Here is a 21,795-nt window from a genome sequence, read left to right on the forward strand (position 1 = left end):
GCGACCGCGGGGCTCACTCGTGCCCCTCGCGCAGCCAGCGGGCGGCACGCGCGGCACGCGCCCGTACGTCGTCCAGGTCGTCCCCGAGCACCGTGACGTGCCCGATCTTGCGGCCGGGTCGCACCTGCTTGCCGTAGAGGTGCACCTTCGCCCCCGGTTCGGCGGCGAACAGGTGGTGCAGCCGCTCGTCGATCGACATCCCGCCCGGCTCGCCGCCAAGGACGTTCGCCATGACCACGACCGGGGCGGCCAGCGCGGTGTCGCCCATCGGGTAGTCCAGGACCGCCCGCAGGTGCTGCTCGAACTGGGAGGTTCGGGACCCCTCGATGGTCCAGTGCCCGGAGTTGTGCGGTCGCATCGCCAGCTCGTTGACCACGATCGCCGGGCGGCCGGCCGCGTCACGCACCTCGAAGAGTTCCACGGCGAGCAGGCCGATCACGCCGAGCGCGGTGGCCAGGTCGATGGCGAGCTGCTGGGCGGCGACCGCCAGCTCCTCGTCCAGGCCGGGCGCCGGGGCGAGCACCTCCACGTTGATGCCGTCCCGCTGCACCGTCTCGACCACCGGGTACGCGGCCACCTGACCGAACGGCGAGCGGGCCACCTGCACGGCCAGCTCCCGGAGCAGCGGCACCCGCTCCTCGACGATCAGCCGCGTGCCGCCGGCGAGCAGCGTCTGTGCCAGCTCGGCGGCCTGGGTGGCGTCGTCGACCGGCCAGACTCCCCGGCCGTCGTAGCCGCCCCGGGCCGCCTTGAGCACCACCGGCCAGCCGACCTGCTCCCCGAAGCCGACCAGGTCGGCAGGCTCGCCGACCGGCCGCCACGCCGGGTTGGGCGCGCCCAGCTCGGTCAGGCGTTCCCGCATGACCTGCTTGTCCTGGGCGTGCAGCAGGGCGTCCGCCGGCGGGTACAGGGTGACGCCTTCGGCCGCCAGCGTGCGGATGTGCTCGGTGGGCACGTGCTCGTGGTCGAAGGTGACCACGTCGCAGCCCTTGGCGAAGGTGCGCAGGGCGGCGAGGTCGGTGTGGTCGCCGTACTGGACGTCGGCGGCGACCAGTGCCGCGCCGTCGTCGGGGGCGGCTGCGAGCACACGCAGTGACTGGCCGAGGGCGATCGCGGCCTGGTGAGTCATCCGGGCCAGCTGGCCGCCGCCCACCATTCCGACAACGGGCAGACCGGTACGGGAATCCATAGCGCGGCCAGCCTATCCGGGCCGCCGACACGGCCACCGGGAGGGCCTGGGCTCTGCCGCCGCCCCGTCCGGAGGGTGCCGGTGCGCCGCCCCGAGGCGGGTGCGGGCACCCTCCCGGGCACTACACCGGGCAACCGTCCCGGTCGACCGGCGGGGCGCTCAGCCGAGCTCGGCGACCAGTTCCTCGACCGAGGTGACCGGGCGCTGGCAGACGAAGCCCCGGCAGACGTACGCGGCGGGCCGGCCGTCGACCAGCGGCCGGTCGGCGAGCAGCGGCACACCGGGTTGGTCCGGGCGCCCGGCCACGACCACCGCCCCGGGCGGGGCGTGCCGACGGGCAGCCGACACCAGCGGGTCGCCGGCCGGGTCGTCGGTCGCCACGGCGATCTCGTACGGCCCGGAGAGCAACGCCTCGCCGACCGTGGCCGCGTACCCGGTGAACCGGGCGTGCCGCCCGACGATCGGCGCGACGGTGCCGAGCGCCGTCTCGGCGGCCTCCCGGTAGCGCGTCTCCCCGGTCAGCGCCGCGTACGCCACCAGCCCGGCGACCAGCGCGGACCGGCCGGACGGGGTGGCGTTGTCGGTCGGGTCGGCCGGGCGGGTGACCAGCCGCTCCGCGTCGTCGGCGGTGTCGTAGAAGGCGCCGCCCGGTGCCGCGAAGTGCTCCAGCGCGGTGTCCAGCAGCCCGCCGGCCAGGGTGAGCCAGCGGCCCTCGCCGGTGAGCTGGTGCAGGGCACAGAACGCCTCGGCCACGCTGCCGTAGTCCTCCAGCACGCCCGCCGGCGCACCGACCACACCGCCCCGGGAGACCCGACGCAGCCGGCCGTCCACCAGGTGCACCGAGGCCAGGTGCTCGGCGGTGTCGCGCATCGCGCCGTCGGCGACGATGACGACGCCCTCCATCAGGTTGGCGTCCTCGTCCTGCGGCGACGCGTACAGCGCGGCGACCTGCTGGAACTCGGCGATGGCGGTGATCGCCAGCCCGTTCCAGGCCGCCACCACCTTGTCGTCACGGGCCGGCTGGGGACGAGAGTCCCGGGCGGCGAGCAGCCGTCCCACCACCTGTTGCCAGCGGACCCGGATCTCGGGTGCCACGTCGTCGACGTCCCGGGCGAGCCGCAGCACGCTCATGCCGTGCTCGAAGGTGCCCTCCTTGGTCACGGCGAACAGGTCGGCGGCCCAGCGGCCGTCCTCCTCGCCCAGCACCTCGACGAGCTGGGCCGGCGTCCAGGCGTAGGTGAGCCCCTCGACGCCCTCCGTGTCGGCGTCCAGCGCGGACGCGAACCCGTCCCCGGGCCGGTGCAGCTCGTCGGCGAGGAACCTGGCGGTGTCCCGGGCCACCCGACGGGCCAGCGGGTCGCCGGTCAGCCGCCAGAGCTGGGTGTAGACCCGGAGCAGCAGGGCGTTGTCGTAGAGCATCTTCTCGAAGTGCGGCACCGTCCAGTGCGCGTCCACCGAGTACCGCGCGAAACCGCCGGCGAGCTGGTCGTAGATGCCGCCACGGGCCATCGCCTCGGCCGTGTGCCGGACGATCTCCAGGCTGCGCGGGTCACCGGTGCGCTGGTGGTGGCGCAGCAGGAAGAGCAGGTTCATGTGCGGCGGGAACTTCGGAGCGCCACCGAACCCGCCGTTCGTCGCGTCGTACTCGCTGGCCAGAGTGGCGGCCGCGGTGTCGAGCAGCGGGGCGTCCAGCGGCGCGCTCGGGCCGCCCACGGCCTGGGCGCCGCCGATCGCCTCGACCACCGCGCTGCCCTGGCGCAGCACCTCCTCGCGCTGGTCCCGCCAGGCGGTGGCGACCGACTGGAGCAACCGGACGAAGTTGGCCCGCGGGAAGTAGGTGCCGCAGAAGAACGGGGTGCCGTCCGGGGTGGCGAAGACGGTCATCGGCCAGCCGCCCTGACCGGTCATCGCCTGCGTGGCGGTCATGTAGACCGCGTCGACGTCCGGACGCTCCTCGCGGTCCACCTTGATCGACACGAAGTCGTCGTTCAGCAGGGCGCCGACGTGCTCGTTCTCGAACGACTCGTGCGCCATCACGTGGCACCAGTGACACGCGGCGTAACCGACCGAGATGAGCACCGGCACGTCCCGCCGCTTCGCCTCGGCGAACGCCTCGTCGCACCAGGGCCACCAGTCGACGGGGTTGTCGGCGTGCTGGAGCAGGTACGGACTGGTGGCGGTGGCGAGTCGGTTCACCCGACGACCATAGCCAGCCCCGGCGCGAACCGCGCGGGCTCCGCCCGGACGGTCAACTGCCCGGTACCGCCAGGCTCCCCACAGTTCACGTCCGTCCATTTAGATCTGTGCATGTCCGGGGTGGCCGACGCCACCCCCGTCGACCAGGAGGCACCACATGCGCAGAACGCCGGCCCTGCTCGCCCTCACCGCCACCGCGCTGGCCGCGGTCCTGTTCGGCCCCACAACGGCCCGGGCCGCCGCGGACCCCAACCTGAAGATGTCCGCGAGCACCGGTGTCGGCACGCACAACGCGTACGAGAAGGGCACCTACACCTACCTGGCGCAGGCGCTGGACGCCCGACCCGGGCTGATCGAGCTGGACGTCTGGCCGGACGTGCTCACCCGGCAGTGGCGGGTCAGCCACAGCAACCCGTTGGGCAACGACAACAACTGCGTGGCCGCCACCAGCGCCGCCCAGCTCTACACCGGCACCCGCAACCGGAACCTGGAGCACTGCCTGGACAACATCCGGCTCTGGTCGGCGGCCCACCCGGACGCGGGGCCGCTGATCCTGAAGTTGGAGCTGAAGACGGGGTTCAGCAGCCGGACCGGACAGGGGCCGGTGGAACTGGACGCCCTGCTCGCCGCCCGGCTCGGTGATCGCGTGTTCACCCCGGCCCAGTTGCGCGGCGGTCACGCCAGCCTGGACGCGGCCGCCCGCGCCGACGCATGGCCGAGCCGGGCCCAGCTGGCCGGCAAGGTGATCGTCGAGCTGATCCCCGGCACGGTGGAGGAGGGCAACCCGACCGACGTGCTCTGGACCGACGTCGAGTACGCCCGCCACCTCGCCGGGCTGGCGGCGGCCGGCACTCTGGACCGGGCCCGGGCGTTCCCCGCGGTGCACCGGGCGCAGGCCGGCGACCCCCGCTCGCGCTACGCCGATGCCGCGCTGCGGCCGTGGTTCGTGCTCTTCGACGGCGATGCCACCGCCTACCTGACGGGCGGCATCGACACCGCCTGGTACGCCGCGAACCGCTATCTCCTGGTGATGACCGACGCGCAGAACGTCCCGCCGGCGGTGCCGTCTACGGACCCGGACGCCGCCCACGCCCGCGTCGCCGAGCTGGCCGCCCACCACGCCACCATCGCCTCCGCCGACTGGGCGGCCCTGCCGACGGTCGTTCCCACCGTGCTACCGCGCGGCTGACCAACCCCCTACCCGGCGGGCCACGCCGCCGGTCACCGACGGGAGCATCCGGCCCGGGCCTCGCGGCCCGGGCCGGACCCGGCTCAGCCCTTGCTCAGCGGGACCGTGGCGGAGTCGGCGTCGCTGACGAAGACGTCGTACGTGGTGTCGTAGGAGCTGGCGTTGGCGGACACCTCAACGTCACCCCGCCGGAACGGGGTGGCGCTGAACGAGGGTGTCGCCGACGTCCAGGCGATCGGCTCGCCGGGCGTGCACGCCACCTCCGCCCGGACCAGGCCCACCGCGCGCTGCCCGTGCCGCGCCTGCGCGACCTGACCCTCCACGTAGACCGTGGCCGGCGCGGCGCAGGTCACCGTGCCGTGCACCGTCACCTCGTCGGTCCGGGTGTCGATCGTGCCCGTGGTGGCCACCTCCACGCCGACGGCGAGCACCGGCGGCGCCGGCGGGTTGGCGACGTGCACCTCACCGCGGGCGGAGCCCGTGCTGTAGTTGCAGCGCTGCTCGAACGTGGCGTCGAACCGCTCCAGGTAGCCGTACGGGCCCCAGGAGATGTCGGTGACCGTGAAGGAGCCGGTCTGCCCGTACGGGCAGATCCTGTCGTTGCCGCTCAGGGCGATGCCGGGGAGCGGGCTTTCGTAGAGGTACTCGGTCGCGCCGGTGTAGGTGCCCACGGTCAGCGGCTGACCGACCGGCGCGCTCAGGTCGATCGTCCACGGGCCGGCGGGCGGGTCGAAGACCTGGACGGTGAGGTGGTTGGCCGTGCCCCAGACGTTGAAGCCGTCCCCGTCCGCCGTGGCGAACGAGTAGCTCCGGCCCTCGGTGACCGGGTCGTCCGCGTCACCGGTGACCACCAGCGAGGCGGACTGTGGCGCCTTCGCCTGCGCCGGGGTGGCGACGGCCAGCGCGCCGATCGCCACGGTGGTCAGCGTGAGGGCTGTGGCGAGGAGGGAACGTTTCCGGGAGAGTCGCATGCTGCCCCTTCGACAGGTGAACATGGCCCGCCGGGGAGATCGACACATCTGGCCCAGCTCAATCGACTCTAGGAGGTCGGCGGACGATTGACCGCCCCGTCCGAAACCGATCAGCGGGTCGCCCCGGTCGTCACGAGGCGCCGTCGGCGCGGAGCCGGAAGACGTTCGATTCGGCCGAGTCACGCAGCGACCCGAGCACCGCGCCGATCTTGTCGGCCGGCATCGGCTTGAAGAAGTGGTAGCCCTGCGCGGAGGTGCAGCCCAGCTCCGCGAGGGCGATCCGCTGCTCGGCGGTCTCCACCCCCTCGGCCACCACGCGCAGCCCCAGCTCGTGCGCGAGGCCCACGGTGGTCCGTACGATCGCCGCCGCCTCCGGCGAGTCGGCCATCCGGATCACGAACGAGCGGTCCACCTTCAACTCGTCCACGGCGATCCGGGTGAGGAACGTCAGCGAGGAGAAGCCGGTGCCGAAGTCGTCGACCGCGAGCTGCACGCCCATCGACCGGAGCGTCGCCAGCACCTCGTCGATGACCTCCAGCTCGCTCATCACCACCGTCTCGGTGATCTCCAGGACCAGCCGGTGCGGTGGCACCTGGTGCCGGCGCAGCGCGTCGCCGATCTCCGCCGGCAGCCGCGGGTCGAGCAGGCTGCGCGCCGACAGGTTGACCGAGATCGGGACGTCCAGCCCCTCCCGGGCCCAGCCGGCGGCCACGCCGAGGGCCTTGTCCAGCACGTAACGCGTGAACGCGCCGAGCTGCTCGCTGTTCTCCACGGGGCGGATGAAGTCGGCGGGGCCCAGCCAGCCACGGCGGGGGTGCCGCCAGCGGATCAGCGCCTCCACCCCGGTTGCCGCGCCGGTGGCCAGGTCGACCGCCGGCTGCAACGCCAGGACCAGCTGGTCGTCGACCTCCAGCGCCTCGCGCAGCTCGGCCAGCAGGGCGAGCTGATCGGTGCTGGCCGCGTCCCGGGCGCCGTCGTACGCGGCGACGCTGCCGCCGCCCTCCTTGGCCTGGTACATCGCGATGTCGGCCCGGCGCAGCAGCTCGGTCAGGTCGGCGGTGCCGGCGTCGGCCACCACCACCCCGACGGAGACCTCGATGGACATGCGGACGCCCGCCACCTCGGTCGGCGCGGCGAGCCGCTCGGCGATCTCGCGGGCCTGGCGCAGCGCGTGGGCCATCGGGGCGGCCCGGTCACCGAGCACCGGGACGGAGGTGAGCAGCAGCGCGAACTCGTCGCCACCGAGCCGGCCGAGCAGGTCACCGGGGCGGGCCAACGCGCTGAGCCGGTTCGCCGTCAACCGCAGCAGCTGGTCGCCGGCGGCGTGCCCGAGGGTGTCGTTGACTTCCTTGAACTGGTTGATGTCCAGCAGCAGCAGCGCCACCGGGTGATCGTGCGCGAGCTGCCGCAGCGACTGATCGCCCTTGCCGAGCATGGCGGCCCGGTTGGCCAGCCCGGTGAGCGGATCGTGCACCGCCTCGTACGACGAGCGGGCGGTGACCAGACGCAGCTCGCGGTGGGTCGCGGCGTCGTGCAGCGCGGCCGCGAGCGCGTCGCCGAACGCGGCCACGGCGTCGCGTTCCCTGGTGGCGGGCGGAGCGGAGCGGGGGAACCGGACCCGCAGCTGACCGACCGGCGCGGCGCCCACCGACAGTGGACGGATCAGCTCGTGCTCATCGGACTCCGACGGAAGCGGCGGGTCGATTTCGCGGTCGACGAGCTGGCCACCGGCGTCACCCCGGTAGCGCTGCCACCGACCGTCGGCCCGGGCCACGTCGACGTCCACCAGCTCGGCGTTGAACAGCGTCAGCGCGCCGGTCACCGCCGCGCTGGCCACGCCCCGCTCGTCGAGCTGGTTGAGGGCCGCGGTGGCCTCGGCGAACGCCCGCCACGTCCGGCGTTCCTGGTCGGCCCGCAACCGGTAGCGGTAGGTCTGCTGGAGCAGCCACAGCAGCGGCGGGAGCAGCAGCAACCACCGCGGGTCGAGCTCCAGCAGCGTGACCACCACCAGCCCGACCGCCAGGTTGCCCACGAACATCAGCAGCTTGCCGCGCAGGGCGGCGAGCAGGGGCGGCCCGATCGGTACGCCGTGCCGCAGGCCCAGCGTCACCCCACCCAGCCAGGCGGTCACCAGGAGGTAGGTCACCGAACCGGCGATCACGGCCATCGCCAGCATCGGCGTGGGCGCGGCCAGCAGTGGCTGCCCGAGCGCGCTGGTCACGGACACGGCCAGTGCCGACGCGGAGGCCAGCGACGCGGCGATCCGGACGATCTCCAGCACCGGGCGGCGGTCGTTGTGCAGGGAGAGAACCGTCCAGGCCAGCCCGGCGCCGAGCAGGGTGGCCGCCGGCAGCCAGCCGGCGGGCGCCAGGTAGAGGCAGATGATCAGAGCCGCCTCACCCCAGGTGATGCTGACCATGCCGGCGCCGGAGCGGAACCGCAGTCGGGCGAACTGGGCGACGGCGAGGACGGCGACGGCGATGCCGAAGCGGGCCGGACCGCCGAGCGGGTCGTCGGCGGGCAGCCCATCCGGCAGGGTCAACCCGACCCCGGCGGCGATCAGAGCGGTCAGTGTCACCGCGGCGGTGAGCACGAGCAGCCGGGAAGGCGTGCCGCGCACCCCGAGCCGGTCGAACGAGTCGCCGGCGGGGCCGGAGGTCATGGACCTCCTCCGTCAGCCGACCGACCGACGGCGCGGCGGGCAGCCGGTGCTGTGACGATCATCGGCGCCCCCTTCCGCGCACGGCTCGGGGACTTTTGGTCCCCCCGGCGGAAGGCTAAGCCAAACCGGGTGGTCGCAACAGGGGTCGACCACCCGGTTCGGCGTGAATCATGCGCGGACTACCCGTTCCGGTGCTGCTGGTGCCCGTTGGGAGCGGGCGTGGATGAATCGCGCCCTCCGGTCCCGTCTGTCGGATCGGCGACTGCCACGTCGGCCCTGGTCGGGTCGGTCGGGGAGGCCTGCTGCGGGAACCGGTCGGGCAGCCGGCGCAGCCGGGCGTTCATGTTGCGGATCAGCAGGATGGTCGCGGTAGCCAGCAGCAGGATGAGGAAGAGGCCCATCGGCCCGGCCAGGCCACCCGTGCGGGTGTCCCCGAAGTTGTTCTCCGCGAGCACCTCGGCAGCGGTCAGCATGGTGTTCCTCCGATGTGCGGTTGGTTACCAGCGTAGCGCTGGGCGGAATCAGCGCGCGTGCGCCGTCTCCCGCACGCCCGCGAAGAGGTCGGACTCGGGCAACGGGCTGTCCACCATCGAACGGGCCAGCTCGAAGTCCTCGGTCGGCCAGGCCCGCTGCTGGAGCTCCATCGGAACGTGGAACCAGAAACCGTCCGGGTCGACCTGGGTGGCGTGGGCGCGCAGCGCGTCGTCGCGGACCGAGAAGTAGTCGGCGCACTCCACCCGGGTGGTGATCCGGGGGCCCTTGTCCGGCCGGTCCTCCCAGCGCTTGAGCCACTCCTCGTAGGGCGACTCGAGGCCGGCGGCGAGCATGCCCTCGTGCAGGGCCGTGATCTTGGCCTTGGAGAAGCCGATGTCGTAGTAGAGCTTCAGCGGCTGCCACGGGGCACCCAGCTCCGGGTAGCGCTCCGGGTCGCCAGCGGCCTCGAAGGCGGCCACGCTCACCTTGTGGCACATGATGTGGTCGGGGTGCGGGTAACCGCCCTCCTCGTCGTACGTGGTCACGACGTGCGGACGGAACTCGCGCATCAGCCGCACCAGCGGCCCGGCCGCCACCTCGACGTCCTGGAGGGCGAAGCAGCCCTCGGGCAGCGGGGGCAGCGGGTCGCCCTCGGGCAGCCCCGAGTCGACGAAGCCGAGCCAGGCCTGCTCGACGCCGAGGATCGCCCGGGCGGCGTCCATCTCGGCGCGTCGGATCTCGCCGATGTTGGCCCACACGTCGGGACGGTCGAGCTTGGGGTTGAGCACACTGCCGCGCTCCCCGCCGGTGCACGTCACGACCAGGACGTCCACCCCCTGGGCGACGTATTTGGCCATGGTCGCGGCACCCTTGCTCGACTCGTCGTCGGGGTGCGCGTGCACGGCCATGAGACGCAGTTGCTCTGCCAACGTCGGCGCTCCTCGTCTGTGCCGGACGGGTGGACCCCGACCGGGCTCGACCGGCTGACCTGCCGGGACCCTCCCCACCCCGTCGCCGGTCGGCGCCACGGGGGCCCGACCTGCCATTCCTGCCGGCGAGCCGGGCTGGGAGGATGGACTCTGTCATTCTTGCCGATGCCGCCGACAACAACGCCAGGAGATACCCGCCGGTGACCGAGACGCACGCCACAATTTCCCCGGGCGCTCCGGTTTTTCCGGCCGGCCGCTACGGTCGCCGCCGAGCGCCCGGCGGCGGCCGCCGCCGCACGCTGCTGGCCGCGCTGGTGCTGCTGGCCCTGGTGGCGGCGCTGAGCCTGATCTCGGTCCGGCTCTACCAGCAGTACGGCGACCCGGCGTACGACGCCCAGGTGATCACCTACACCGACATCACGGACAGTCAGGTGCTGGTCGACTTCCGGGTGACCGTGCCGCCGGGCGGATCGGCGGTCTGCGTGCTGCGCGCCCGGGACCGCGCCGGCGCCGAGGTGGCCCGCGAGGAGGTCACGGTGACCGCCGGGCCGGGCGACCGGCACGTCACCACCCGGCACCGCCTGGCCACCACCGCACGCCCGTTCATCGGCGAGGTGCTGCGCTGCCGGCCCCCGGCCTGACCAGCCGAGAGAGCGCCTCGGCAGCCCGCCGGAGGGGTCCCCGGCGGGCCCTTGCCGGCGGTGTCGAAAGCGCACACCAGCGGTGATCGCCGACACGCTGTGTCGTACCGCACTGGTAGTTTGGTAGTTCACCTGTCAGCCAGCCACGCACAACTGAGGAGACCGCCTGTGTCCACTGGCAACGAGGCGCCCGCCACCTGGCTGTCCCAGGACGCGTACGACCGCCTCCAGGCCGAGCTCGACGAGCACATCGCCAACCGCCCGGCGATCGCTGCGGAGATCAACGCGCGGCGCGAGGAGGGCGACCTGCGTGAGAACGGCGGCTACCACGCCGCCCGCGAGGAGCAGGGCAAGGCCGAGGGACGCATCCGCTACCTGCAGGAGCTGCTGCGCACTGCCAAGGTCGGCGAGGCGCCGACGACGGACGCGGTGTCGCCCGGCATGGTGGTGACGATCTACTTCGACGACGACACCGAGGACACCGAGACCTTCCTGCTCGGCTCCCGGGAGATCGCGTCCACGACCGAGCTGACCGTCTACAGCCCCGAGTCGGCGCTCGGCAAGGCGATCCTGGGCGGTCGGCCCGGGCAGACCTGCACCTACACGGCGCCGAGCGGCGCCGACATCAAGGTGACCGTGGTCAGCTTCGAGCCGTTCTCCGGCTGACCCTCCCCCAGGGCACGGTCCGCCGAGGCGTACCGCCGTCGGGGTGTGGCACCCAGTGGTGTCACGCCTCGGCGGCGAAGACCACCTGGTAACCGCTGGCCCGCAGCGCGCTGATCAGCGTGTCGGAGTGCTCCACTCCCCGGGTCTCCACCGACAGCGCCACCTCCACCTCGCCGAGGCTCAGGTGCGGGTTGGCCCGCTGGTGCTCCACGTCCACCACGTTGGCCCGGTGCTCGGCGATCTGGCTGAGCAGCGAGGCGAGCTGGCCCGGCCGGTCCGAGCAGCGCACCGTCACCCGCAGGTAGCGACCCGCGGCGGCCAGACCGTGCTCGATCACCCGCAGCAGGAGCAGCGGGTCGATGTTGCCGCCGGAGAGCACCGCGACGACCGGGGCCTCCACCTCCACCACACCGGCCAGCAGCGCGGCCACGCCGACCGCGCCGGCCGGCTCGACCACCTGCTTGCCCCGCTCCAGCAGCATCAGCAGGGCCCGGGAGATGTCCTCCTCGGAGACCGTGACGATCTCGTCGACCAGCTTGCGGACGTGGTTGAAGGTGATCTCGCCGGGCCGGCCCACCGCGATGCCGTCCGCGATGGTGGAGAAGGCGGGCAGCCGCACCGGTTCCCCGGCCACCAGTGAGGGCGGGAAGGCCGCCGCGCCGGACGCCTGCACACCGATGATGCGGATGTCCGGTCGGAGCGCCTTGGCGGCCACCGCCATGCCCGAGATCAGACCGCCGCCACCCACGCCGGTGATGATGGTCCGCACGTCCGGGCACTGTTCGAGGATCTCCAGCGCCACGGTGCCCTGGCCGGCGATCACGTCCGGGTGGTCGAACGGGTGGATCAGCACCGCCCCGGTGCGCTCGGCGTACGTCTGCGCGGCCACCAGCGCCTCGTCGACCGTGTTGCCGGCCAGCTCGACCTGCGCGCCGTACCCCTTGGTGGCGGCCACCTTCGGCAGCGGCGCGTTGACCGGCATGAAGACCGTGGCGTGCGTGCCGACCAGCCCGGCGGCCAGCGCCACGCCCTGCGCGTGGTTGCCCGCGCTCGCCGCGACCACGCCGCGCTCCCGCTCGGCCGCCGACAGCCGGGAGATCCGCACGTACGCGCCGCGCACCTTGTACGAGCCGGCCCGCTGCACGTTCTCGCACTTCAGCCACGTCGGCCCGCCGAGTGCCGCACTCAGCGGCCGGGAGGGCTCCAGCGGGGTGGTCCGGATGACTCCGGCGAGTAGCTCCCGCGCGGCCCGCACGTCGTCGAGACCGACCAGTTCCGTCATGCCCCGATCGTGCCACCCGGCCCGGTCGCCCCCTGCGGCGACACCGGGGTCGTCGCGGGCACCGCGCTCGGCGCGGGTCCGGCCGGCACCGGCGCGCCCGGGGCGGGGAACGTCGGCAGGTCCTGTGCCGCCGGCCAGCCCTGGCCAGCCGGCCAGACAGGAGGGGGGGTCGGCCAGGCCGGTGCGGCGCGGGCGATACGTGCCGTCTGCTCCGTGGAGATCCGCTGGATCAGCACGATCAGCGCCACCGCGGCGACCACGCAGGCCACCGCGGGCACCGAGTAGCGCAGCAGGGAGTCGCGGTAGTAGTCGATGTGCGCCTGGTAAGCGGCGTCGGTGAAGGGGGTCTCCGGCAGCTTGTCGTACGCCTGGCTGTCGAGGCGGCTGACGATCCGCTCACCGATGCTGAACACCAGCCAGGCGGTCCACCAGACGAAGACCAGACCCGGGGTGCGTCGCCGCCAGAGACTGTCGCGCGCCACGTTGCCCACCACGCGGGCCGGGACGACGAAGCTCGCGAACGGCACCAGCCAGCCGGCGATCGCCCAGCCGGCCCCGAGCGACGGCAGGGCACCCGGGAACGCGTCGGTGTTCTTCCGCGCCCGCCAGGTCCAGATGATCACCAGTACGGCGGCGATCAGGTACGCCACCACCATCGGCAGCGCCACCACGACGGTGACGATCAGCGCGCCGAGCAGCAGATCCGGGTCACGGTCGGCCAGGGCCTGCTGGCCCATCACCATCCCCAGCAGCGGGGCGAGCGCCATCACCAGGAAGAGCACAGCGGTCGCGCCGACCGCGATGCTGGCGGCCAGGCCGATGCCGCGTACGGAGTAGGTCGGCAGCCCTGGCGTGACGGCGGGCTGGCCCAGCGGCGTGTGGCAGCGCGGGCAGTCGTTGTGCTCGGGGGACGTGGGGTCCCCGCAGGTCTGGCAGCGCATTGGTGTCCCCCGGTCCGCGCGACGATGCGCGCACACCGTAGACGATCATGCAGCGGCCGGCGACCCCGTTCCGACCCGGGGATAGCCGGGGGCGTGCCGCGACCACGGGGCGGCCATCTCGAACTGACCGGCCACGCCGAGCAGCAGCAGCTCCGAGCCGGGCGGACCGACGAGCTGCACGGCGACCGGAAGCCCGTCGGGTCGGCGGCCCACCGGCACCACGATCGCCGGCAGACCGGCGATGTTCCACGGCGCCGCGTACGGGGCGTACCGGATGTTGGCTGTCATGTTCGCCCGCCAGGACCGGTCGGACCAGCGTGCGGCCTCCGGCGGCGCGCTGGCCAGCGCGGGCGTCAGCAGCAGGTCGACGGAGTGGTCGGTGAAGAAACCGATCGACCGCTCCCGCCAGGCGGCCCGGTCGGCCTCCCGGACGTAGCCGCGGCGCTGCGCCCACTCGCCCAGTGCGACGTGCCGCCGGCTACGCCGTTGCAGGTCGCGCCGGTTCAGCCCGGCGGCCCGGACGTCCATGGCGGCGGCGGCGAACCAGGTGGCGATGCCCTGGAGGCCGAGCGCGGTGGGGTAGACCGGATCGGCCGGCACGGTGTCGTGCCCGGCGGCGGCGAGCAGCCGCCCGGCGGCGGCGACGGCGTCCCGGTTGGGCGCGTCCGGGGAGACACCGCGCACCGGGGAGCGCAGCGAGACGCCCACCCGTAGCCGCTGCGGCGGGACCAGCTTCTCCGGCCGCCGACCGGCGAGCACCGAGAAGCCGACGGCAGCGTCGGCCACCGTGCTGGTCAACATGCCGTGCTCGGTCAGGCCGAACCAGTCGTCCGCGCCGAGCTGGCAGGGGACCACGCCCCGGCCGGGCTTGAGCCCGACCAGGCCGCAGCAGGCCGCCGGGATCCGGATCGAGCCGAGGCCGTCGTTGCCGTGGGCGATCGGCACCAGCCCGGCGGCCACCGCGGCGGCCGCGCCGCCGGAGGAGCCGCCGGGGGTACGCGTGCTGTCCCACGGGTTGCGGGTCACCCCGCTGTCGTCGTCGGTGAGCCCCCACAGACCCAGCTCGGGCATGCGGGTCACCCCGAGGATCACCGCGCCGGCGCCGCGCAGCCGTCGGACCACCTCGTGATCGGCCTCGGCGATGCCGGTGCGTACGGCCGCCGACCCGTTCCAGGTGGGCAGGCCGGCGACCGGCGTGTTCTCCTTCACCGCCACCGGCACCCCGGCCAGCGGGAGGTTCGCCAGGTCCTCCTGTTCGTCGACCTTCTCCGCCTCGGTGATCGCCTCGCCGCCGCGTACGGCGCGGAACGCGGCCAGCTCGCCGTCGGTCCGGGCGATGTATTCGAGGTGGTCGGCGACGACCTGTGTGGCCGAGACATCGCCCCGGCGTACGCCCCGGGCGATCTGCTTGGCGGTCGCCCCGACCCAGGTCGCCATGATGTCCTGCACGGCCATCCTCCCCAGCGGTCAGCCCAGTGCCTGCTCCAGATCGGCGAGCAGGTCGTCGACCGTCTCGATGCCGACAGACAGTCGCACGAGATCGCCGGGAACTTCAAGCGGCGAGCCGGCAGCACTTGCGTGTGTCATCCGGCCCGGGTGCTCGATCAGGGACTCCACCCCGCCCAGCGACTCCGCGAGAACGAAGAGCTTCGTCCGGTTGCAGATCTCCACCGCGTGGTCCTCGCCGCCGGCCGCGCGGAAGGAGATCATGCCGCCGAAGCGGCGCATCTGCTTGGCGGCCACCTCGTGACCAGGGTGGGAGGGCAGCCCGGGGTAGATCACCTGGGCCACCTTGGCGTGCCCGTCCAGGTACGCGGCGAGCCGCTCGGCGTTGTCGCAGTGCCGGTCCATCCGTACCCCGAGGGTCTTGATGCCCCGCAGCGTGAGCCAGGCGTCGAACGGGCCGTTGATCGCGCCCATCGCGTTCTGGTGGTAGCGCAACTCCTCGCCGAGCGAGGCGTCGGCGACGACCAGCGCGCCGCCCACCACGTCGGAGTGGCCGCCGATGTACTTGGTGGTGGAGTGCACGACCACGTCCGCGCCGTGCGCGATCGGTTGCTGCAGGTACGGCGAGGCGAAGGTGTTGTCGACCACCAGCAGTGCGCCGGCCTCGTGCGCGACGCCGGCCAGGGCGGCGATGTCGGCGATGCCGAGCAGCGGGTTCGTCGGCGTCTCCACCCAGACGATCTTCGTACGCCCGGGCTGCACGGCTGCCCGGATCGCGGCCGGGTCGGAGACCTTGGCCGGGGTGAACTCCAGGCCCCAGCGCTGGGCGACCCGGGCGAAGAGCCGGTACGTGCCGCCGTACGCGTCGTCGGGGATGACCACGTGGTCACCCGGCTGGCAGACGGCCCTCAGCAGGGTGTCCTCGGCGGCCAGACCGCTGGCGAAGGCGAGCCCGACCGGCCCGCCCTCCAGCGCGGCCAGGCACTCCTGGAGCGCGTCACGGGTCGGGTTGCCGGAGCGGCTGTACTCGTAGCCGAGCCGGGGCGCCCCGACGGCGTCCTGGGCGTACGTGCTGGTCTGGTAGATCGGTGGGATCACCGCGCCGGTGCGGGCCTCGGGGTCCTGACCGGCGTGGATGGCGAGCGTCTCGAAGCCGTGGTTCATTCTGGTCAGGCTAGTGCCCCGCTCGACGATTCGCGGCGGTGCCGGGCAGCAGGCATAGCCTGGGCCGATGAGCGGGTGCGTCTTCTGTGCGATCGTGGCCGGCGAGGTGCCGGCGTTCCGGGTGGCCGACGAGCCGGACGGGGTGGCCTTCCTGGACACCCGACCGGTCTTCCCGGGGCACCTGCTGGTGGTGCCCCGGCCTCACGTGGTGACCCTGGCCGAGTTGCCGGCCGACCTGCTGCCGGGCTACTTCGCGCTGGTCCAGCGGCTGGCCGTCGCCGTGGAGGCCGGTCTGGGGGCCGGTGGGACGTTCGTGGCGATGAACAACAAGGTGTCCCAGTCGGTGCCGCACCTGCACACCCATGTGGTGCCCCGCACCAAGGGGGACGGGCTGCGCGGGTTCTTCTGGCCGCGTAGCCGCTACGCCAGCGACCAGGACGCCCGGGACCTCGCGGTACGGGTCGCCGACGCGCTGGCGCCCCCGCCGACCGCCTGACTCCTGGTGAGGCGGGTAAGGAACCAGTGCCCGCCGGCGTTGCATGCGGCAGAGGTACGAGAGGAGTTCCACCGTGTTCCTTCGCCAGTCCAAGGCTGAGCTGCCCACCCCCGACCAGGCCCTGCCGGGCCGCCTGATCGCGATGCCGGTCGCCGACCGTCACGAGGTGCTGGGCACCCCGCTGAAGGGCCCCTACCCGGAGGGCCTCCAGGTCGCCGTCTTCGGTATGGGCTGCTTCTGGGGCGCCGAGCGGCTGTTCTGGACGCTGCCCGGGGTGTTCACCACCTCTGCCGGCTACGCGGGTGGCATCACCCGGAACCCCACGTACGAGGAGACGTGTTCCGGCCGTACGGGGCACGCCGAGGTCGTCCAGGTGGTCTACGACCCGAGCAAGATCACTTACGAGGACCTGTTGAAGGTCTTCTGGGAGAACCACGACCCGACCCAGGGCATGCGCCAGGGCAACGACGTGGGCACCCAGTACCGGTCGGCGATCTACACCACCACCGACGAGCAGCGGGCCATCGCGGAGTCGTCCCGGGACGCGTTCCAGCCGATCGTGTCGCGGGCCGGCAAGGGTGAGATCACCACGGAGATCGCCCCGCTCGGCAGCTACTACTTCGCCGAGGACTACCACCAGCAGTACCTGGCCCCGACAAAGAACCCGAACGGCTACTGCAACCACGGCCCGAACGGGCTGAGCTGCCCGGTCGGTGTGGCCCGTACCGCCGGCTGACGACATCCCACCCGCACCACCTCGATGCCCGGCCGCCGGAAGGCGGCCGGGCATTCCCGTCCGGCCATGTGATCGAAATCCGTTGCCGAGCCCCGCGGGGACTGGATAGCGTGGCGGTACACGTGAAAGGAGGTGGTCCAGACTTGTATAGCAATCGGACTCGTGAGGTGGCTGTCCGCTAGCCGCTGTCCTCGACAGTGAACGGTCCACCGCCAGGTGGGCACAAGCAACAACGTCGAGACCGTGTGGCAGCGGTGCGGCGAATCCAAGGCAGCCACCCGACCCCCGGGGCGCCGGCCCAGTCCAGCCGGCCCGCGCGCAAGCGTGGAGAACCCCGGGGGTCGCTTTATCCACCGGCAGGGCCGGCCGGTCAGCTCAGCCGGAGGGAAGCACCGTGTCGATGCGCGAGCTGGTGGTGCTCGGGACGGCCAGCCAGGCCCCGACCCGGCAGCGCAACCACAACGGGTACGTGCTGCGCTGGGACGACGAGGTGATCCTCTTCGACCCCGGTGAGGGCACCCAGCGCCAGTTCCTGCACACCACGGTCACCGCCAGCGACCTGACCCGGATCTGCGTCACCCACTTCCACGGCGACCACTGCCTCGGCCTGCCCGGCACCATCCAGCGGCTCTCCCTGGACCGGGTGCCGCACCCGGTCGCCGTGCACTTCCCGGCCGGCGGCGCCGAATACTTCGCCCGCCTGCGGCACGCCACCTCCTTCTACGAGACCGCCGAGTTGCGGGTCGAACCGATCGAGGCCGACGGGCAGCGGATCAGCCTGGGCTGCGGCACGCTGGAGGCCCGCCGGCTGCGGCACCCCATCGAGACGTACGGCTACCGCCTGGTCGAGCCGGACGGCTGGCGGATGCTTTCGGAGATGCTGGCCGTGTACGGCATCGCCGGGCCGGCCGTCGGCGAGCTGATCCGGGCCGGGCACCTGGATTTCGACGGGCGGCGCGTCACCCGGGACGAGGTCAGCGCGCCCCGACCGGGGCAGCGGTTCGCCTTCGTGATGGACACCGGCCTCTGCGACGGCGTGTACGCCCTCGCCGAGCACGCCGACCTCCTGGTCATCGAGTCGACCTTCCTGGAGTCGGAGGCCGCCCTCGCCGCCGAGGTCGGCCACCTGACCGCGGGGCAGGCGGCCCGGGTGGCGACCGAGTCCGGGGTACGCCGGCTGGTGCTCACCCACTTCTCCCAGCGGTACGGCGACCCGCGCCGCTTCCACGACGAGGCGCGTGCCCACTTCGACGGCGACCTGATCATCGCCGAGGACCTGACCACCGTGCAGGTCCCGCCCCGCCGGGTAGCCTCGGCCGGGTGACCGTCACGCTCCGCCCCGCAACCGGTGACGACCTGATGGGCGTGGGTGCCCTGCACCAGCGGTCCCGGGTCGCCGCGTACTCGTCGTTCCTTCCGCCGGAGGCGCTGGCGGACCCCACACCGGAGGCGATGGGCCGGTACTGGACCGAGCGGTGGCGCTGGGAGCGGGACACCCACCGGCTGACCGTGGCCGAGCGCGCGGGGACGCTGGTCGGGTTCAGCTATCTCGGCCCGGACGACGAGGACGACCCGGCGACCGGGCTGCTCAACGCGATCCACCTGGACCCGGCCGAGCAGGGCCGGGGCGTCGGCCGCACGCTCATGGTCGACGCGCTGGACGCCATGCGTGCCCGGGGCTGGCAGCGTGCGGCGCTCTGGGTGCTCCGGGACAACGCCCACGGCCGTGCCTTCTACGAGCGCGGCGGCTGGACCCCCACCGGCGCGGAACGGGACGAGCACCTCGGCCCCACCACCGTCCCCCAACTCCGCTATACCCGTCCCCTGACCGGGTGAGCGTCGAGCCGTACCGGGGTCCTCGTCACCACGACGTCGGCTGATGTTCGCTGTCGGCGGATCGGGGCATGCCGGGGCGACGGGCGGCGTTGCCGGCTGCATGGACACCGATCACACCAGGTCCGACCCGGCCGAGGAAGCCGCGCTGGACGCGTACTCCCGGGTGGTCACGACCGTGGCGGCCCGGGTGCTGCCCAGCGTGGCCGCCCTGTCGGTGCGGACCCCGCGCGGGGCCGGCGCCGGCTCCGCCGTCACCGTGGGCACCGACGGCCTGCTGCTGACCAGCGCACACGTGGTCCAGGGCGCTGCCGGCGGCTCGGCGGCGTTCGCCGACGGCACCGAGACTCCGTTCCGGGTCGTCGGCACCGACCCGCTCTCCGACCTCGCCGTGCTGCGGGTCGACGAGACCACCGTGCCACCGGTGGAGCTGGGCGACGCCGACGCGCTACGGATCGGGCAGTTGGTCGTGGCCGTCGGCAACCCGATGGGGCTGGCCGGTTCCGTCACCGCCGGCGTGGTCTCCGGGCTCGGCCGCTCCCTGCCCGCCCGGGACGGGCGGGTCACCCGACTCATCGAGGATGTCATCCAGACCGACGCCGCCCTCAACCCGGGCAACTCCGGCGGCGCGCTGGCCGACTCCGCCGGACGGGTGATCGGCGTGAACACCGCCGTCGCCGGCTACGGGCTGGGCCTGGCGGTGCCGATCAACGCCACCACCCGGCAGATCATCGCCGAGCTGACCGACGCAGGCCGGGTCCGCCGCGCCTGGCTGGGCGTGGCCGGCGTACCCGTGCCACTGCCGCCGGAGGTGACGGCGCGTACCGGCCAGCGACGTGGGCTGCGCGTGGTGGAGGTGGTGCCGGGCAGCCCGGCCGGCATGGCCGGGATCTACCTGGGCGACATCATCCTCAACGCCGGCGGGCGTCCGGTGGTCGACGGCCAGGGCTTGCAGCGGTTGATGCTCGGCCCCGCCATCGGCACCCGCCTGCCGGTCACGGTTCTCCGCAAGGGCGCCTTCGTCGACGTCGTGGCGGTCCCCACCGAACTCACCCGCTGACCCCACGCCCACCTCTCCCCGCCCCGAAGCCGGGGCGGGGAGAGGGCGGAGGGTGGGTCAGCGGGCGCCGAGGTGGGCCAGAAGGTCCTGGCGGGTGAGGACGCCCTTGGGCTTGCCGTCGACGAGGACCAGCGCGGCGTCGGACTTCTCCAGCAGGCCGACGGCCTCGCTGACCGGCTGACCGCCACCGATCATCGGCAGCGGGTCACCCATGTGCCGCTCGATGGTGTCGTGCAGGTGGGCCTGGCCGGTGAAGAGCGCGTCGAGCAGGTCGCGCTCGGCGATGGAGCCGGCCACCTCGCCGGTCACCACCGGCGGCTCGGCCTTGAGCACCGGGAGCTGCGAGACCCCGTACTCCCGCATGTAGTCGATGGCGTCCCGGACCGTCTCGGTCGGGTGCACGTGCACCAGCTCGGGCAGCCCGCCCGGCTTGCCGGACAGCGCGTCGGCCACCGTCGGCTCGGTGCCCGAGTTGTCGAGGAAGCCGTACCGGGCCATCCACGAGTCGTTGAAGATCTTCGAGAGGTAGCCCCGGCCACCGTCGGGCAGCAGCACGACCACCACGTCGTCCGGGCCGGCACGGCGGGCCACCTCCAGTGCGGCGACCACCGCCATCCCGCAGGAGCCACCGACCAGCAGCCCTTCCTCGCGGGCCAGCCGCCGGGTCATCTCGAAGGACGCCTTGTCGGAGACCTCGACGATCTCGTCGGCCACACCCTGGTCGTACGTCTCCGGCCAGAAGTCCTCGCCGACGCCCTCCACCAGGTACGGCCGGCCGGTGCCGCCGGAGTAGACCGAGCCCTCCGGGTCGGCCCCGACGACCCGCACCCGACCGTCGGAGGCCTCCTTGAGGTACCGGCCGATGCCGGAGATGGTGCCGCCGGTGCCGACGCCCGCCACGAAGTGGGTGATCCCGCCCTCGGTCTGCTTCCACAGCTCAGGGCCGGTCGTCTCGTAGTGCGAGCGCGGGTTGGCCGGGTTGCTGTACTGGTTGGGCTTCCAGGCGCCGGGAATCTCCCGGGTCAGGCGGTCGGAGACGTTGTAGTACGAGCGCGGGTCCTCCGGCGCGACCGCGGTCGGGCAGACCACCACCTCGGCGCCGTACGCCCGGAGCACGTCCTGCTTGTCCTGGCTGACCTTGTCGGGGCAGACGAAGACACACTTGTAGCCCTTGAGCTGGGCCACCAGGGCCAGCCCGACGCCGGTGTTGCCACTGGTCGGCTCGACGATGGTGCCGCCGGGCTTGAGCAGGCCGGCGGCCTCGGCGTCCTCCACCATCCGCAGCGCGATGCGGTCCTTGACCGACCCGCCCGGGTTGACGTACTCGACCTTGGCGAGCACGGTGGCCTGGATGCCCTCGGTGACGTTACGCAGACGTACCAGCGGGGTGTTGCCGATCATGTCGACGACGTTGTCGTAGTACTGCACGGTGTGCCCTTCGTTGCGGCGCCGGCGACGGCGGCCGGGCAGACGTTTCCTCGCCGCCCAGGGTACGTGCCGTCAGGGCACCAGCCCCCCGGGGATGACCGAGCTGCGTCGCGCCTCCCACTCCAGGAAGCGGTCGGTCTCGGCGAGCACGCTGCCGGCCAACCAGGTGATCATGACGGCGTCGTCGGCCAGCCCGAAGATCGCCAGTGGGATCTCCGGGAGCAGGTCGATGGGCGAGACGATGTACGCCGTCGCCGCGGTCATCAGGGCCAGCCGGAGGCCACCGTCGTACTGCCCCTTGCTGGTGGCCCGGATCATCCGGGGCAGCGCCGCCAACCGGGCACCCAGCGAGGGCCCGCCCCGCGCCCCTGCCGCCAGTGCCCGCGCCAGCGCCGTGAATGCCGCGCTGCGCTTCAGTGTCTTCCCCATCGTCGCGCTCCTCTCCGCCGGATCATGGTGGCGGGTCGGCGCAAGTCGGCCGGCCTCCTCCGG

The 21,795-nt window shown here is 73.1% G+C and carries 20 protein-coding genes; 8 read left to right on the plus strand and 12 right to left on the minus strand.

Annotated elements, in window-relative coordinates; translation table 11 throughout:
• Positions 1–13: 13 nt before the first annotated feature.
• Together ACTWLT_RS05885 and ACTWLT_RS05890 are read right to left on the minus strand one after the other, a co-directional pair.
• Positions 14–1,189, minus strand: a complete 1,176-nt coding sequence (locus ACTWLT_RS05885) for a 5-(carboxyamino)imidazole ribonucleotide synthase (protein ID WP_445317458.1) — start codon at positions 1,187–1,189, stop codon at positions 14–16.
• A gap of 159 nt (positions 1,190–1,348) precedes the next feature.
• Positions 1,349–3,385 carry a thioredoxin domain-containing protein gene (locus ACTWLT_RS05890; RefSeq protein ID WP_445317459.1) on the minus strand — a complete coding sequence of 679 codons (2,037 nt, stop codon included), beginning with the start codon at positions 3,383–3,385 and terminating at the stop codon, positions 1,349–1,351.
• Positions 3,386–3,542: 157 nt separating this feature from the next.
• Here ACTWLT_RS05890 and ACTWLT_RS05895 point away from each other — a divergent pair, with 157 nt between their 5' ends.
• Complete coding sequence (locus tag ACTWLT_RS05895; RefSeq protein WP_445317460.1) at positions 3,543–4,574, plus strand: phosphatidylinositol-specific phospholipase C domain-containing protein; 1,032 nt, start codon at positions 3,543–3,545, stop codon at positions 4,572–4,574.
• 83 nt (positions 4,575–4,657) lie between these two features.
• Here the strand turns inward: ACTWLT_RS05895 and ACTWLT_RS05900 are convergent, their stop codons facing one another.
• The 4 genes from ACTWLT_RS05900 to mca all read right to left on the minus strand — a co-directional run bounded on the left by ACTWLT_RS05900 (position 4,658) and on the right by mca (position 9,610).
• Entirely contained in the window at positions 4,658–5,545 is an 888-nt protein-coding gene (locus ACTWLT_RS05900) for a hypothetical protein (protein WP_445317461.1), read from the minus strand.
• A 130-nt stretch (positions 5,546–5,675) separates the two neighbouring features.
• Positions 5,676–8,207 (minus strand): putative bifunctional diguanylate cyclase/phosphodiesterase, encoded by a 2,532-nt coding sequence (locus ACTWLT_RS05905; protein ID WP_445317462.1) that lies wholly within the window; start codon positions 8,205–8,207, stop codon positions 5,676–5,678.
• Between the two features lie 179 nt (positions 8,208–8,386).
• Positions 8,387–8,680 carry a hypothetical protein gene (locus ACTWLT_RS05910; protein WP_252419300.1) on the minus strand — a complete coding sequence of 98 codons (294 nt, stop codon included), beginning with the start codon at positions 8,678–8,680 and terminating at the stop codon, positions 8,387–8,389.
• 48 nt (positions 8,681–8,728) lie between these two features.
• The gene (mca, locus tag ACTWLT_RS05915; RefSeq protein WP_445317463.1) at positions 8,729–9,610 is read right to left on the minus strand and encodes a mycothiol conjugate amidase Mca; all 882 of its coding nucleotides are present in this window, start codon (positions 9,608–9,610) and stop codon (positions 8,729–8,731) included.
• 200 nt (positions 9,611–9,810) lie between these two features.
• Here mca and ACTWLT_RS05920 point away from each other — a divergent pair, with 200 nt between their 5' ends.
• Together ACTWLT_RS05920 and greA are read left to right on the plus strand one after the other, a co-directional pair.
• Positions 9,811–10,251 carry a DUF4307 domain-containing protein gene (locus ACTWLT_RS05920; RefSeq protein WP_445317639.1) on the plus strand — a complete coding sequence of 147 codons (441 nt, stop codon included), beginning with the start codon at positions 9,811–9,813 and terminating at the stop codon, positions 10,249–10,251.
• A 168-nt stretch (positions 10,252–10,419) separates the two neighbouring features.
• Positions 10,420–10,917, plus strand: a complete 498-nt coding sequence (gene greA, locus ACTWLT_RS05925; RefSeq protein WP_252419302.1) for a transcription elongation factor GreA — start codon at positions 10,420–10,422, stop codon at positions 10,915–10,917.
• A gap of 61 nt (positions 10,918–10,978) precedes the next feature.
• Here the strand turns inward: greA and ilvA are convergent, their stop codons facing one another.
• The 4 genes from ilvA to ACTWLT_RS05945 are packed head-to-tail and all read right to left on the minus strand — an operon-like array spanning position 10,979 to position 15,750.
• Positions 10,979–12,199, minus strand: a complete 1,221-nt coding sequence (gene ilvA, locus ACTWLT_RS05930) for a threonine ammonia-lyase (protein WP_445317464.1) — start codon at positions 12,197–12,199, stop codon at positions 10,979–10,981.
• On the minus strand, positions 12,196–13,140 hold the full coding sequence (locus ACTWLT_RS05935) for a DUF4328 domain-containing protein (protein WP_445317465.1): 945 nt from the start codon (positions 13,138–13,140) through the stop codon (positions 12,196–12,198). Before ACTWLT_RS05935 ends, ilvA begins: the two co-directional genes overlap by 4 nt.
• A gap of 45 nt (positions 13,141–13,185) precedes the next feature.
• The gene (locus ACTWLT_RS05940; RefSeq protein ID WP_252419305.1) at positions 13,186–14,595 is read right to left on the minus strand and encodes an amidase; all 1,410 of its coding nucleotides are present in this window, start codon (positions 14,593–14,595) and stop codon (positions 13,186–13,188) included.
• A 12-nt stretch (positions 14,596–14,607) separates the two neighbouring features.
• The gene (locus ACTWLT_RS05945; RefSeq protein ID WP_252419306.1) at positions 14,608–15,750 is read right to left on the minus strand and encodes a cystathionine gamma-synthase; all 1,143 of its coding nucleotides are present in this window, start codon (positions 15,748–15,750) and stop codon (positions 14,608–14,610) included.
• A gap of 67 nt (positions 15,751–15,817) precedes the next feature.
• Here ACTWLT_RS05945 and ACTWLT_RS05950 point away from each other — a divergent pair, with 67 nt between their 5' ends.
• From ACTWLT_RS05950 to ACTWLT_RS05970, 5 genes are all read left to right on the plus strand, one after another.
• Positions 15,818–16,246 carry an HIT family protein gene (locus ACTWLT_RS05950; RefSeq protein WP_445317466.1) on the plus strand — a complete coding sequence of 143 codons (429 nt, stop codon included), beginning with the start codon at positions 15,818–15,820 and terminating at the stop codon, positions 16,244–16,246.
• Between the two features lie 73 nt (positions 16,247–16,319).
• Complete coding sequence (msrA, locus tag ACTWLT_RS05955; protein ID WP_445317467.1) at positions 16,320–16,982, plus strand: peptide-methionine (S)-S-oxide reductase MsrA; 663 nt, start codon at positions 16,320–16,322, stop codon at positions 16,980–16,982.
• 394 nt (positions 16,983–17,376) lie between these two features.
• A complete protein-coding gene (locus tag ACTWLT_RS05960; RefSeq protein WP_445317468.1) occupies positions 17,377–18,306 on the plus strand; it encodes a ribonuclease Z in 930 nt (309 codons plus the stop codon).
• Complete coding sequence (locus ACTWLT_RS05965; protein WP_445317469.1) at positions 18,303–18,818, plus strand: GNAT family N-acetyltransferase; 516 nt, start codon at positions 18,303–18,305, stop codon at positions 18,816–18,818. Before ACTWLT_RS05960 ends, ACTWLT_RS05965 begins: the two co-directional genes overlap by 4 nt.
• 100 nt (positions 18,819–18,918) lie before the next feature.
• On the plus strand, positions 18,919–19,875 hold the full coding sequence (locus ACTWLT_RS05970; protein ID WP_445317470.1) for a S1C family serine protease: 957 nt from the start codon (positions 18,919–18,921) through the stop codon (positions 19,873–19,875).
• 57 nt (positions 19,876–19,932) lie between these two features.
• On the opposite strand, the gene ACTWLT_RS05975 is transcribed toward ACTWLT_RS05970, so the two are convergent.
• Together ACTWLT_RS05975 and ACTWLT_RS05980 are read right to left on the minus strand one after the other, a co-directional pair.
• The gene (locus ACTWLT_RS05975; RefSeq protein ID WP_252419312.1) at positions 19,933–21,303 is read right to left on the minus strand and encodes a cystathionine beta-synthase; all 1,371 of its coding nucleotides are present in this window, start codon (positions 21,301–21,303) and stop codon (positions 19,933–19,935) included.
• Positions 21,304–21,375: 72 nt separating this feature from the next.
• Positions 21,376–21,732: a YkvA family protein gene (locus ACTWLT_RS05980; protein WP_445317471.1), complete on the minus strand. Its 357-nt coding sequence runs from the start codon at positions 21,730–21,732 to the stop codon at positions 21,376–21,378.
• Between the last annotated feature and the right edge of the window lie 63 nt (positions 21,733–21,795).

Source organism: Micromonospora yongxingensis, from assembly GCF_052601155.1.